Raw genomic sequence first — 13,668 nt, 5'->3', positions numbered from 1 at the left:
CATTCAGGTTGGGGGTTAGATGATGTTCTTTTCAATGACAGATTTCAGATCTTGTTCAAACCGCGCGGTGGAATAGCCATCGTGCGGAAGAAATGATGGTCTGTCTTGGACAATGTCAGCCATGAATTCGCCGGCGGCAGGACCTTGCAAGAACCCGTGTCCAGAAAATCCCGTGCAGTAGTAAAAGCCAGACACGCTTTCAGAGGCACCGATGATGGCATTGCGGTCCGGGGTGTTTTCATAAAATCCCGCCCAGCCGGAATCCAACTGCGGGTTGCGCAAACTAGGCGCGAAAACCTCGGCTGCTGAATTGAAGGCGTCGAGCCATTCGAAGCTGTAATCGCGATTGAAGTTTGGTTCTTGTGGGTGTGAAATGCCCAGCAACATGCCGTTGTAGTAGTTGTGCATGTACATGGTGGTGGACAAATCCAAGGTAAAAGGAACCGTGGGATGTGCCTGCGGCATCTGCGTGGTCAATCCGATCATCCGGCGAACAGGTACCACGGGAAGGGTATGCCCAGCCATCTCCCCGATTTTGGCGGACCACGCACCCGCCGCGCAGATGACTTGCTCGGTGCGGATCACTCCGCGCTGGGTAGTCACGGATTCAATGGCTCCACCGGAGGTGCCAATATCTAGAACTTCCGTGTGGTCCATGACCGTGACACCTAATTCAACAGCAGCGCGCATGTAGCCTTCCACCGCTGCTGCCGGGCAGGCGTAGCCATCATCGGGAGAAAGCGAGCCAGCAAGAATGGCTTTCGGGTCAATAAATGGATTGACTTCGGCGACTTGCTCCGGAGTAATCATGGAAGAGTTCACGCCCAACTCATTTTGAGTCTTGGTGGCTTCTTCTAGGTTGGCTACTTCTTCTTCGGAACGTGCCAAAAAGAGGTATCCGACTTTCGCCAATTCCAGGTTGGTGCCAAAGTCTTCTTTCCAGGTGCGGAAAGATTCCAAGGATCGCTTGCCCAGAATGACATTCATGGGGTCAGAGAAATTGGCGCGTACTCCACCCATGGGTTTGGCGGAGGAACCCCGACCAATTTCATGTTGTTCCACCACGACAATGCCGGTGACACCACGGGATGCTAAGTGCCAGGCGGCACTCATTCCCATGATTCCTCCGCCGATGATCACAATGCTGGCGATCTCTGGCTGCCTCTGGGTATAGCTCGGAACGAGAGGCACTTTTACGTCAACCACATCTTCCTCCTTTCACACCTATGGCGTGCGCCACTTATTGCCAGTTATCTGTTATCGATAACTCTAACCCTAGATTTGTGATCTGCGCAATAGGTTTGAGTGGCGAAAATTTTAAAACTCCCAACACCTGCAGGTTTAGAGCAGATACCGGGAGTCAAGAAGGAGAAATAGCAACTAAAAAGAAGTTGGATAATCGTGAGGTCGAGAGTATTCAAGGTGTCTAATCATCAATTGCGCCGCCCGTTCGGCATCGCCATCGCGCACGGCATACGCGATATCCAGGTGCTCCTGCGCGGAATGGTGCAACCCTTGGTTATTTTCCAAGTGGCGATAGGCGCCATTCACGCGCGACTCATCGCGCAAGCCGGACACGATGGTCGACCAGCGTGAATTTCGCATCAAATCCACTAACCCCATATGAAAGTCGTGGTCAGCGTTTAAATATGGAAGCGCAGGATCCTCCGGCGTGGCCGGTAGCACCTCCACCGAATGCTCGGCTAAACCAATAATTCGGTCCAGCTCTTCCTCGCTAAGCTCGCGCAACGCCGCACGACGCACGGCCTCAACCTCAATGAGCACCCGCAACTCGTAGACCTCGTGACGGTCATGGGCAGATAGCTCCACCACACGAAAGCCGCGGTTGCGCACCGGCTCTAAAAGCCCTTGCGACGACAGAGCCATCATCGCTTCGCGTGCGGGCGAATTGGAAATCCCTAAGTGGGCGGCCAGTGAATTCGCCGAATAAATCTCCCCCGGAACCATCGCACCGGAAAAGAGCAATTGCCTAATCAGGTTTTGCGTTGATTGCTTCAGCGTTGCCTGCCCCATGGGGGCTTCCCGCCCAACTTGTTCAATTCGTTGAGCCCATACCTCGCTTGATGTCATCTTCGAACGCTCCTTCAACCTGCTTTAAATTAAATCGCTTCGCTACCGACGGATTCTAGAGAGTTAATTTCGCCGGCACAGTAATAAATTTCCCACCCAACAGAAGAAACTTTTCGCAAACACTTCACCTATGGGTTATCGATAACCTATCATGAGGTGCACGTCACAAACACGCTGATTTTGTAACTCACATCAAATCGTGACCTTCGTGGCACCGCACTCCTTCCCTTATCAACAAGAAAGGCCCGAAGTTGAGTACCATAATTACAACCCAGATTCTTGCGCAGGAAGCCAGCGGCATCGATGGCGCAATCCAATCGGTCTTCGGACCGTTTGTGGACTTCCTTGAAGCCGTAGTGTTCTTCTCCGTTCCCGTCTTTGGCGCAGACCTCCCCCTCGTCGTGGTGTGGCTCGTCGCCGGTGGCATCTTTTGTAATGTCTACCTGCGGGTACGCCCCATCAAAGACGCAAAACAAGCAATCCGCGTCGTCCGCGGCCTTTTGGCAAAGAAGTCAGATCCTGGTCAGGTGACCAGTTTCCAAGCCTTTGCCACAGAACTTGCCGGCACCATCGGCTTGGGCAATATCGCCGGCGTCGCAGTCGCGATTACCCTAGGTGGCCCCGGCGCATCCTTTTGGATTGCCGCCGCGGGTGTGCTCGGCATGGCGGTTAAGCTCGCCGAGGCCACCTTGGGCCAGATGTTTCGCCGAGTTAACGACGATGGCACGGTCGCCGCTGGCCCCATGTACTTTTTGGAGTACGGACTCAAATCCCTTGGCAAGCCGAAACTCGGTTTATCCTTAGGCTATTTCTACGCCATCGGCATGGCGCTGGCTGTTATGGGCGCGGGTAATATCTTCCAGGCCAACCAGGTAGCCATGCACTTGACTGATATAACCGGTGGTGAAGACAGCTTCTTGTACAACAACGGCTGGATCGTTGGCATCGCCATCGCGATTCCCGCCGCCATTGTGCTTGTTGGCGGTATTCAATCCATCGCCAATGCCACCAGCCGCCTCGTTCCCGTCATGTCGGTGCTATATGCCATTGCCGTCTTCATCGTGCTGGCGTTTAACTTCACCGCTATCCCTGGTGCTATCGTGACGATTTTCCAAGGTGCGTTTACCCCAGAAGGTATCTCCGGCGGCATCTTAGGCGTAGCCATCATCGGTATTCAGCGAGCACTATTTTCCAACGTCGCCGGCGTTGGTACCGCAGCGTTGGCACACGGTGTTACCAAAAACCGTCGTCCGGCAGAAGAAGGATTGGTTGCGGCATGGGAGCCATTTTTGGACTCCGTCATTGTATGTAGCCTTACCGCGATTGCCATCATCGTCACTGGTGAACACCTCAATGAAGGCGCCGATGGCATCACCTTGGCCACCAATGCCTTTGCCACTGTCTCTTATGGCTTTACCTACGTTCTGACCGCTTGCATTATCTTGTTCACGTTCTCCACGGTCTTGTCCTACTGCTACTACGGCCAGGTCAACTTCGCCTACATCTTCAATGACAGCAAGCTGGCACGCAATATCTACAACGTCGTCTACATCATCATGATTGTTGTCGGTGCTTCCGTCTCCCTAGACACCGTGGTGCGCTTTTCCGATGCCACCTTCTTCCTTGTTGCTGTACCGAATCTGCTGGGCATCTACCTCTTGGCCAAGCCGCTGCGCAAGGAAATCGCCGGCTACCGCAAGTCCGTGGCCGCTGGTGAAGTCGAACCCGTTGCAGAAAATGAACGGGTGAACCTCATGGGCAGCAAGTCCAAAGTCATTGAAAATACAGAAAGAAGCTAAGAGATGATCATGTCCACGCCTCGCACCCTGGCCACCGGGATGGTCATTCTCGGGCTATCGCTATCAGCGTGTTCTACTTCCTCTGGAGAACAAGGGCTTTTAGATACCATCGAATCAGGCAATATCACCATTGGCGTGAAATTCGACCAGCCGGGCATCGGCCTGCGCGAAGGCGACGGAAGCTTTACCGGCGCTGAAGTCGAAATTGCCAACCACGTTGTGGAAACCATCGCGGCAGAAAATGGGTGGACTCCACCGAATATTGAATATCGGGAAACTCCTGCCGCCCAGCGCGAGACCTTATTGCGCAATGGCGAAGTCAGCCTCATTCAAGGCGGTTACTCCATTACCCCCGACCGCATGGAAGAAGTCGACTTCGCAGGCCCTGTCCTGTTGACCCACCAGGCGCTTTTGGTGCGCAGTGATGACTCCGCGATTGAGTCCTTAGATGATTTAGACGGCAAGATTTTATGTTCCAGTGCCGGTTCCAAGCCGGCCCAGCGGATTAAGGAAGAGATTCCTGCGGTTCAGTTGCAGGAATATGACACAACCTCTAGCTGTATCGAAGCCTTATCCCAAGGCAACGTGGATGCCATGACCTCCGATGCGCCGATTCTGGCGGGCTTTGCTGGACAGTACGACGGCGAATTTGAAGTCCTGGATATGACCAAGTCTGATGGTTCTCACTTTTCTAATGAGTGGTACGGAATCGGCCTGCAAAAAGGAGATACCGCCGGGGTTGAAGCCGTCAACAATGTCCTGACGGAGATGCAGGACTCCGGCCAGCTCGACGAGATATTAAACGAATACTTCGGAGACTTGGACTCCATCGAAGAAGCAACCCCTGGCGATCTCTCTGAAATCCAATAACCTCCCGATTTAAGGAATTGCATGTCCCCCATCGCTCACCGCATCCTTGCCCAACGTGCCGCCTCTCTTCGCCCGCCTTTAGGAGTGGTTCCACCCGGGGCGGTGTCCTTGGCGCTGGGGGAACCAGATTTCTCCCCGCCGCAGGAAGTCATCGACGCTAGCGTGCAGGCCGTTGAGCAAGGCCGGGTCAACTACACCGATCAGCATGGCATAGCAGAGCTTCGCGATGCCCTCCTGCAGGCACTTCCCGCTCGCCCCGCATCGTGGGACCGCAATAATGTGGTGGTCACCCACGGCGCAACGGGTGGGTTGGGCGCGATATTCTTCGCGCTGATTGAACCTGGTGACAAGGTAGTTATCCCCCAGCCGGCCTATTCTTTGTATGCCGACCAAGTGGTCTTAGCCGGCGGCACTGTGGAATTTGTGCCGATGGGATCAGACCTGCACTTTGATTTCGACAAGCTCGCTGTCGCGCTCCAGGGCGCGAAGATGGTGGTCTTTTCCAACCCGTCGAATCCCAATGGCATCGTGCACACACGCGAGGAACTAGAACAGCTTGCGCAGTTGCTCGAAGGCACGGACACCATCGTGGTCTCCGACGAAGCCTACGCTGCCCTGACCTATACCGAAGCTGCTTTTACCTCCGCGCTGGAAGTAGCGGGATTGCAGCAACGCACGTTGTACGTGCAGACTTTTTCCAAAAAGTACTGCATGACGGGCTTCCGCGTGGGCTATGTTGCCGGTGACCAGGAGCTAATCGCGGCGATTGCGCAATTTCACCGCACCTTTAATGGTTCCGTCTCCGAGCCCGCACAACTTGCGGCCTTGGCTGCCATCCAGTTGCCGGAAACGACCTTTGCCCCAATGTTGGGAGAATACCGGCGGCGTCGCGATCTCGTGGTGCACTTGCTTAACGATGTCCCCCACATCCATTTAGTACAGCCCGAAGGAGCCTTCTACGCCTTCTTTGCTTATGACACTGGACAAGACTCCTCCCAGGTAGCAGCCGACTTAGCCGATCGCGGAGTCCTTGTTCGCGCCGGCGCCGAATACGGCCCAGATGCTGAAGGCCACATCCGTCTGTCTTTCGCCGCCTCGCAAGATGACATCCAACGCGGCATTGGCATCATCCGCGACTACTTTGCTGAAAGCTAGATTTCCTCGGCGAATTCCATTTCAATATCGCGCGCGTCTTCCTCGACTTGTTCCAAGGAAGGCGCGCCTTCTTTAGTGCGCTTGAGCCACGCTGCGAGTACCTCTGGGTCAGTAGGCTTGGTGGCCAGGGACACTCCAATATAGGTCACCGCGGAGAGTGCTAATCCCACGTAGATCGGTTCATTAGCGAAGACACCGTCGAACCGGTTCTCTGCCAAAAGTTCCAAAATACCCATGGTGACCAGCGTGCCCAAACTCCCGGTTACCATCGCCCACGTAGCACCAGCGCCCGTGCCACGCTTCCAGACCAAACCACCGATGATGGCTACCAGCAGTCCACCTACCAAAATGTCATAAGCGATGGTCAGTGCTGCAACTACATCGGGAACAGCCATGGCAATAAATAAGACGAGCACACCGAAGATTAGAACCCACCGGCGGTTGATATTGACATCTTCTTCAGCCTGTTCTGCACGTGCCGCAGAAGCATCCGCTACTTTCACAACCTCCATCGGGCTGAGCTTGCGTGGTCCGCGCTTTTCAGACATTCCTTTCAACAGTGGAATAACATCTGCTTGGAGCACGGTAGCTGCGGCGATCAATCCGCCCGAAGCAGTAGACATCATGGCTGCTACCCCGGCTGCCAGCGCAATGCCGCCGATACCTGCGGGAAGTACCTCGAGCGCAACAGATGCAAAGACATCATCGCGTACTTCAATACCAGGCAACAAGATCGCAGCGGCCATGCCGATGATCGCCCCAGCTACACCGAAGATGATGCAGTAGATGCCAGCTGCGGTACCGCCCCACCGGGCAACACCAGGGGTTTTCGCGGTAAATACGCGTTGCCAGATGTCTTGGCCGATGAGAAGACCGAGAGTGTAAATGACAAAATAAGTGATGATCGATTGCAGTCCCATGCCACCGATATCGAAAAATTCGGAATCCAAGCGGTCGTGCAGTCCAGACCAGCCGCCAGCGCGGGAGAGAGAAATTGGCAGCATCAACACGAAGAAGCCAACGGTCATGACAATAAACTGCGCCATGTCCGCCAAGGTAATCGACCACATGCCGCCGACCGTGGCATAGACCAGAACGACCGCGCCACCAACGAGGATGGAAACCCAACGTTCCCATCCAAAGAGCACCACAAAGACCGAGGCATACGCGCCAGAGGAGGTCGCGGCCAACATCAAGGTATACGCCAGCATGATCAGCGATGATGCCTGGGTGGATTCAACACCGTAGCGCAACGTCAACATCTGCGACACCGTGAAAATGCGCAACCGTTGCAATGCAGGTGCGAAGGCTAGGCTCAAAATTAAAACGCCGACGCCAATGGCGGTAACCAGCCAAAACCCGGAAATGCCATAGGTATAGCCCAATCCAATTCCGCCGACCGCAGAGGCACCACCTAAAACAACCGCCACCATGGTGCCGGTATAAAGCACACCTCCCAGGTTTCTTCCGGCAACCAGGTAGTCACCGGTATTTGTGATTCGCCGCGATCCCCATACTCCGAAGGCAAGCATGCCGACTAGGTAGAGAAGTAAAACCGCAATGTTTGGCCAGTCCATAAGGGGTCCTCATCCGTATCTCGGGAACAATTTTGATTTCGCGTTATCTACATTGCCCTTTCTGGCCAATGTATTGCGAATCACAGTAGATGACCCTATGCTAAACATTAGTTGCCCATTAGGCAACAGTCTCCGCTCAAAAGATCCAAATGCTCATTAAGGTAAAAGGATGAAGACTCTTCCTATTCAACCGGTTCCCAGCGATATCGCCTTGGGGCGCCGCTTGCGCGCACTGCGCGAACGGCGACACTTTACGCTGGAGCAAGTTGCCGAGCGCACAGGATTTTCCAAAGGATTCATCTCTCGCGTGGAACGCGACCTCACCAGCCCTTCCGTTCAATCTCTGGTCACTTGATGCCAAGTACTCGGCATCAATCCGGGCCAGCTTCTCGATGCTCCGGAAGTGTCCGTGGTGGAGTTCGCAAGCGCCCCTCGCGTCGATCTCGGTGGCGCAGGAATCGTCGAAAGGCTAATTACGCCACCCACGCAGCGCGATATCCAGATCATCCACATGACAGTCGATGGCCATGGACATGGCGAAGAAGAGCCTTACACGATGAACTGCACTACGGAGTCCGTACATGTCATAACGGGCAGCTTTGTGGTGCGGACTTCTGCAGAAGAATTCACTCTCGCAGCTGGAGACACTCTGACATTTCCCGGCGCAGAACCACACACTTGGCGCAACCCCACAGGCGAAAAGGCCGAAGTGTTATGGGTTCTCACTGGAGTGTCATAACCACCACTACCTCGAAGAAAGGACTCCTCGTCCCATGCTAGAGACTCCCCGTGTTGAAGAAGGCGGCCACGTCGGCCCCGTGAACTCTGCTCTGGTCCCGCGCTATAGCGGCGAATCCACCTATGCGCTTTTGCCGCGATTGCGCGATATTGAAACTGAAGACCGCTCCGCTGATATTAAGGTCGTGGGCGTGCCCTTTGACTCCGGAGTGTCGTACCGCCCCGGCGCGCGTTTTGGGTCCAATCATGTGCGGCAGTCGTCGCGTCTTTTGCGTCCTTATAATCCGGCGACGGATACCTCCCCGTTCGCGCAAACGCAGGTGGTTGATGCCGGCGATATGGCCATCAACCCTTTCAATATCAATGAAGCTATCGAGGCCATTGAACAAGATGCTTTGGATCTGACCGAGGATGGATCGTCCTTGATGACTATCGGCGGCGATCACACCATCGCACTGCCGCTGCTGCGTGCGGCGTCGGCACGGGCGAAAGACCCGGTTGCTTTGCTGCATTTCGATGCGCATCTCGATACCTGGGATACCTACTTCGGCGCGGACTACACCCACGGCACTCCGTTTCGTCGCGCTGTGGAAGAAGGCATCTTAGATACCGAAGGCATCTGCCACGTCGGTACTCGCGGTCCGCTGTATGGCAAGAAGGATTTAGAAGATGACCGCCGCTTTGGATTTGGCATTGTCACTTCCTCGGACGTATTTCGGCAGGGTGTGGATGAAATCATCGACAAGCTGCGAGACCGTGTTGGCAAACGACCGCTGTATATTTCTGTGGACATCGACGTCCTCGACCCTGCGCATGCTCCCGGCACGGGTACGCCGGAAGCTGGTGGGCTGACTTCTCGTGAGCTGCTAGAAATCATTCGTGGCCTGCGTGGATTAAATATTGTCGGCGCGGATCTTGTGGAAGTCTCCCCTGCCTACGACCATGCGGAAATAACCGGTATCGCGGCATCGCACGTGGCTTATGACCTGATTACGCTCATGGCGGACCTGCGTGCCAACGCGGCGAGCGGCAAATAAGGAGAATGATGAGTACGCGCAATGGCGGTGATGTGGTCGTTGAAACCCTGCAAGCGCTAGGTATTACGGATGTTTTTGGCATTCCTGGCCAACATGCGCTGGGGCTTTTCGATGCCCTCTCGCGCAGCCCCCTGCACTTTTATTCCAGCCGCGTGGAAAATAATGCGGCTTTTGCTGCCGATGGCTATACCCGCGCCACTGGCAAGCCTGCCGCACTTTTCCTGTCCACCGGGCCCGGCGCGCTGACCTCACTAGCTGGTTTGCAGGAATCATATGCCACGGGCGTGCCGATGATTGTGATTTCCTCGCAAATTCCCCGCGCGGGCCTGGGTGCGCGGCGCAAAGGTATGTTGCATCAGTTGGATGAGCAGAAAGAATCCGTGCGCAATGTCACCAAATACCAGGCAACGGTGCAGCGTGCGGCGGCAATCCCGAGCACGCTTGATGATGCTTATCGCTTAGCGATGACCGCACCTCAAGGCCCCGTCTGGGTAGAGATTCCCCAGGATATCCTCTTAGAAGCCCAAGACTTTCCCACTGGTATTCCGGCGATGGCCGTGGACCAACCGGAAGCTGCTCCTGCCCTGGTAGCCCAAGCTGCGGAGCTGATCAATGCCCAATCGACTGTCATCGTGGCCGGCGGTGGCGTGCGACGATCCGGTGCCGGAAAACTTCTAGCCGAGCTGGCGGAAAAGATTGATGCCCCGGTGGTGTGCACTGTCGGCGGCAATACCGCGATTCCGCGAAACCACCCGCTGGCCGTGCATTTTATTGAAAACCGCCACGTTACCGACCTATTAGCCAATGCCCATACGCTATTGGTCTTGGGAAGTTCTCTCGGTGAAGTGACCTCCAATTACTACACCTTGCAGCCACAAGGCACCATTATTCAAGTAGATGCGGAAGCCAAAGTCTTAGCCTCCAACCATCCTGGCCTTGGGATTCGTGCGGATATTTCCACCTTCCTCGCACAATTATTACCGGCTGTGGAGCCAGCGTCGCATGGCGGCGCGACGACTGCCGCCACCGTCAATGCCAAGGTTGCCGAGCGCATGGACGCTGCAGGCTTAGAACATGAACAGCACGTCATGGACGCTATTCGCCAGGCGGTCCCGGATGAGATGCCCACCTTTTGGGATATGACCATTGCTGCGTACTGGGCGTGGAATACGTGGGACGGAAAAGACGGCGGTTTCCACTCAGCCCAAGGCGCGGGCGGATTAGGCTACGGCTTTCCCGCAGCCTACGGCGGTGCGCTGGGCGTGGGCACACGCACCTTTGCGGTATCCGGCGATGGTTCCGCGCTGTATTCCACCTCGGAACTAGCGGCCGCGGTGCAGCATAATGTGCCCGTGACCTGGCTGATTATCGATGACGGCGGATACGGAATCTTGCGCGAATACATGAACGATGCCTTCGGCACCGCCACGGCCACCGAGTTAGCCCGCCCGGATTTTGTGAAACTCGCGGAGTCCTTCAAAGTGCCGGCAACCACGGCCACGCCAGAGAATCTGCAGGTAGTGCTCAGCGATGCACTCTCTGCAGAGTCTGGACCCAACGTCGTGGTGTTGGAAACCCGTTTCAAGATGTGGGAGCCGAGCTAGAGCCGAACTCCTTGTCGCGATTTACTCCCACCCTGCTGGGACGAGTCCTAAGATGCTGCCGATGGAATAGAGGAATGCAAGACCATAGACAATGATGATGGTTGCCTGCAGGACGGGGTTTGCCGGCCAGCCCAGCGACCATTCTGGATTGCGGTCACCGTGTTTCCGTGATGCGTGCAGCAACATCACCGGGATAATGGACATGACGACACCCGCGATGCCGCCGGCGTAGCTCAATGCAGAAACGAATCCGCCAAAGCCCGCAAACGTAATTACCAGTGGCAAGCCAACAGTCATAGCCACCGCAGCACCGCGCTGCCAGCCATGTTGTGGCCAGTGGAAGATATCCAAGACATTACGCATGGTGGTATAGCCGATGGCCAGGAACGATGTCATCATGGCAAAAAGCGCGAAGATATTAGCCAGATAGTATGCGATCGGACCGAGCTCCTCGCCCCAAGAGACGGTGACGACTTCCGATACGTCGGTTCCTAATAGGCCAAGCGCTGCGAAAGGAACAGCTGCCAGGGTGATACCTGTGGCGACCATGCCGCCGATAATGGTTGGCACAATTTTGTCGGGGTGCTTATCGCGCATACCGCGGGCTAGCTCCGGCACCACGTACTGCGCCATGAAGGTGAACACGGCCAAGTTCATGATCGGGATGATGAAGTATGGGCGCAAAATCCACAGGTTACCGAATTCAATGCCTGGGCCGATGAACGTCCACAGCACCAAGATGGCCACGATTGCTGCCATCGCAATGGTGATAACTGCCTCTGCCACACCGGTTGCTTCCAGGCCCTTGTACATAATGAAGGTGCCCAGCGCGAAGAATATAAGCGTGCCGATAGTCGGCGGTATGCCCAAAATGTTGTCCAGCAGTTCACCGGAACCAGCGGCATAACCAATCAGCGCGCCTGTGCCGTTGATCGCAATAGCGGCGAATACCAGCCGCGTCCCCAGTGTCCCAAGTATTGTTCGGCCAGACCGGACAGCTGAAGGGGCTTTTGGGTACGCAGCGACACTTCGGCCACATACATCATGGATAGCGTGGTCAAAATACCTGCGATAAGCAGCGCTAAAAACAGTGCGAGGAACCCGCCGTTGCGCCCTGCATAAGGAAGGCTCAAAATGCCGGCACCGATATTGGTACCGAAGATCAGTGCCACACCTTGCCACGGCGTAATACGGCTTTGGCTTTCGCCCTTAGTTTCTTTCGAGGGATTGACAGAATCGTCAACCTTTAGATTATTGCTATTCAAAATTCTTTCCTGCCGGTGTATATGACTATTCCCGGCTATCACGATTGTTGTATCGATAGCCGGGAAAGTACTGGGTCCAAATCACCTGGTGTTAGCTCAACGCGGTGTTTATTTCGGTAGTGAGGATGTCCAGCCCCTCGCGCAACAAGTGCTCAGGAATGGTCAATGCTGGCAACAGACGAACCACATTGCCGTCGATACCACAGGTCAAAATGAGCAGGCCCTGCTTCTTACAGGCCGCAGCGATCTCTGCAGTGACCTCACCATTGATAAGTTCAATGGCCATCATCGCGCCGCGTCCGCGCACATCGACCACTGCCTCAGATTCGGTCAATGGCTCCAGGTACTCACGAATGATTGCCTCGATCTCCCGCGCGCGGCCTGGAAGGTCGTGGACTTCGAACTCTTCAATCGCAGCGAGTGCCGCTGCACACGCGACAGGATTGCCGCCATAAGTGCCGCCAAGCGAGCCTGGGATGGGGCTGTCCATAATCTCAGCGCGGCCAGTTACTCCTGACAGTGGCATACCTGCAGCAATGCCCTTCGCGGTGGTGACAATATCGGGGACAACTTGCTCATCCTCGGAGGCAAACCATTGGCCGGTGCGTCCAAAGCCGGATTGAATTTCATCCGCGATAAACACGACATCGCTGTCGCGGCACCACTGCGCAATTGCGGGAAGGAACCCCTGGGCTGGGACGATGAATCCGCCTTCGCCTTGCACTGGCTCAATAACAACACAAGCCAAGTTTTCTGCGCCTACCTGCTGGTCCAAAACCTTGATCGCACGAGCTGCGGCTTCCTCACCCTTAAGTCCGTCACGAGCGGGGTAAGACATTGGCACTCGGTGCACGTCAGCGGCAAGGCTGCCAAAGCCAGTCTTGTACGGCTTGTTCTTAGCAGTCATTGACATCGTCAAATTGGTCCGGCCATGGTAGCCGTGATCAAAGACCGCCACGGCATTCTTGCCGGTGTACTTGCGAGCAATCTTCACCGCATTTTCCACTGCTTCAGCGCCGGAGTTTAAAAGCACAGACTTCTTGTCATGGTCACCGGGAGTCAGTTGGTTGAGCTTTTCGCACACCTCCACGTACGACTGGTAAGGAGAGACCATAAAGCACGAGTGCGTAAACTCCGCTGCTGCCTTGGCGATAGCGTCGGTTACTCGCTTATTCGACGCACCCACAGAGGTGACGGCGATTCCGGACGCGAAATCGATGTAGGAGTTATCGTCTGCATCAACTAAGACTCCCCCGTCCGCGGCAACGACATATCCAGGCAGACCTGGGGTTAATGCACGAGCAACTGCGGCCTCCCGGCGCGAGTTGAGAGCCGCGCTCTTTTCCCCAAAACCATCAGTAACGACGCGACGTTCTTGCGGCAGATGGTAATCGAAGTCCTTCATGTCTCCTCCTTCGAGATTCACTTTGTGTTCCTTCTCAGTATGGCGCTAAGCTGTGCTCCACACCATGTACATAATGGCGAAGAGAAAATCTGTAGATATACAGAACGGATAGCAGAAAATGCTCGAA

General features: G+C 55.3%; 11 protein-coding genes and 1 pseudogene. 7 read left to right on the top strand and 5 right to left on the bottom strand.

Annotation, left to right across the window (positions count from 1 at the left end):
* Nucleotides 1-15 precede the first annotated feature (15 nt).
* Together CAMM_RS03720 and CAMM_RS03715 are read right to left on the bottom strand one after the other, a co-directional pair.
* The gene (locus CAMM_RS03720) at nt 16-1,206 is read right to left on the bottom strand and encodes an NAD(P)/FAD-dependent oxidoreductase (RefSeq protein WP_003849462.1); all 1,191 of its coding nucleotides are present in this window, start codon (nt 1,204-1,206) and stop codon (nt 16-18) included.
* Between the two features lie 174 nt (nt 1,207-1,380).
* Nucleotides 1,381-2,091: a GntR family transcriptional regulator gene (locus CAMM_RS03715; RefSeq protein WP_003849463.1), complete on the bottom strand. Its 711-nt coding sequence runs from the start codon at nt 2,089-2,091 to the stop codon at nt 1,381-1,383.
* Nucleotides 2,092-2,342: 251 nt separating this feature from the next.
* Between CAMM_RS03715 and CAMM_RS03710 the strand changes: the two genes are divergently transcribed.
* From CAMM_RS03710 to CAMM_RS03700, 3 genes are read left to right on the top strand one after another with little or no spacing between them, the layout of a single operon-like run.
* Nucleotides 2,343-3,890: an alanine/glycine:cation symporter family protein gene (locus CAMM_RS03710; protein WP_003849464.1), complete on the top strand. Its 1,548-nt coding sequence runs from the start codon at nt 2,343-2,345 to the stop codon at nt 3,888-3,890.
* A 3-nt stretch (nt 3,891-3,893) separates the two neighbouring features.
* Nucleotides 3,894-4,760 carry a glutamate ABC transporter substrate-binding protein gene (locus tag CAMM_RS03705; RefSeq protein WP_003849465.1) on the top strand — a complete coding sequence of 289 codons (867 nt, stop codon included), beginning with the start codon at nt 3,894-3,896 and terminating at the stop codon, nt 4,758-4,760.
* A 21-nt stretch (nt 4,761-4,781) separates the two neighbouring features.
* Nucleotides 4,782-5,915 (top strand): pyridoxal phosphate-dependent aminotransferase, encoded by a 1,134-nt coding sequence (locus tag CAMM_RS03700; RefSeq protein WP_003849466.1) that lies wholly within the window; start codon nt 4,782-4,784, stop codon nt 5,913-5,915.
* On the opposite strand, the gene CAMM_RS03695 is transcribed toward CAMM_RS03700, so the two are convergent.
* Entirely contained in the window at nt 5,912-7,492 is a 1,581-nt protein-coding gene (locus tag CAMM_RS03695) for a sodium:solute symporter family protein (protein WP_003849467.1), read from the bottom strand. The two genes, CAMM_RS03700 and CAMM_RS03695, sit on opposite strands and share 4 nt — an antisense overlap.
* A gap of 169 nt (nt 7,493-7,661) precedes the next feature.
* Between CAMM_RS03695 and CAMM_RS13060 the strand changes: the two genes are divergently transcribed.
* From CAMM_RS13060 to CAMM_RS03680, 4 genes are read left to right on the top strand one after another with little or no spacing between them, the layout of a single operon-like run.
* Nucleotides 7,662-7,847: a helix-turn-helix domain-containing protein gene (locus CAMM_RS13060; RefSeq protein WP_003849468.1), complete on the top strand. Its 186-nt coding sequence runs from the start codon at nt 7,662-7,664 to the stop codon at nt 7,845-7,847.
* A gap of 54 nt (nt 7,848-7,901) precedes the next feature.
* Nucleotides 7,902-8,231: a cupin domain-containing protein gene (locus tag CAMM_RS13055; RefSeq protein WP_249024782.1), complete on the top strand. Its 330-nt coding sequence runs from the start codon at nt 7,902-7,904 to the stop codon at nt 8,229-8,231.
* Nucleotides 8,232-8,265: 34 nt separating this feature from the next.
* Nucleotides 8,266-9,267, top strand: a complete 1,002-nt coding sequence (speB, locus tag CAMM_RS03685) for an agmatinase (RefSeq protein ID WP_003849470.1) — start codon at nt 8,266-8,268, stop codon at nt 9,265-9,267.
* Nucleotides 9,268-9,275: 8 nt separating this feature from the next.
* Nucleotides 9,276-10,871, top strand: coding sequence for a thiamine pyrophosphate-binding protein (locus CAMM_RS03680; RefSeq protein ID WP_050759904.1), 1,596 nt, complete (start codon nt 9,276-9,278; stop codon nt 10,869-10,871).
* A gap of 21 nt (nt 10,872-10,892) precedes the next feature.
* On the opposite strand, the pseudogene CAMM_RS03675 reads toward CAMM_RS03680, so the two are convergent.
* Together CAMM_RS03675 and gabT are read right to left on the bottom strand one after the other, a co-directional pair.
* Nucleotides 10,893-12,178, bottom strand: a pseudogene (locus tag CAMM_RS03675) (aromatic amino acid transport family protein).
* Nucleotides 12,179-12,227: 49 nt separating this feature from the next.
* Nucleotides 12,228-13,541, bottom strand: a complete 1,314-nt coding sequence (gene gabT / locus CAMM_RS03670) for a 4-aminobutyrate--2-oxoglutarate transaminase (RefSeq protein WP_003849478.1) — start codon at nt 13,539-13,541, stop codon at nt 12,228-12,230.
* Nucleotides 13,542-13,668 lie beyond the last annotated feature (127 nt).

The sequence above is a fragment of the Corynebacterium ammoniagenes DSM 20306 genome, from assembly GCF_001941425.1.
Taxonomy (GTDB): domain Bacteria; phylum Actinomycetota; class Actinomycetes; order Mycobacteriales; family Mycobacteriaceae; genus Corynebacterium; species Corynebacterium ammoniagenes.
The sequence above is the reverse complement of the archived record's forward strand: the minus strand, read 5'-3'. Positions and strand labels throughout refer to the sequence as shown.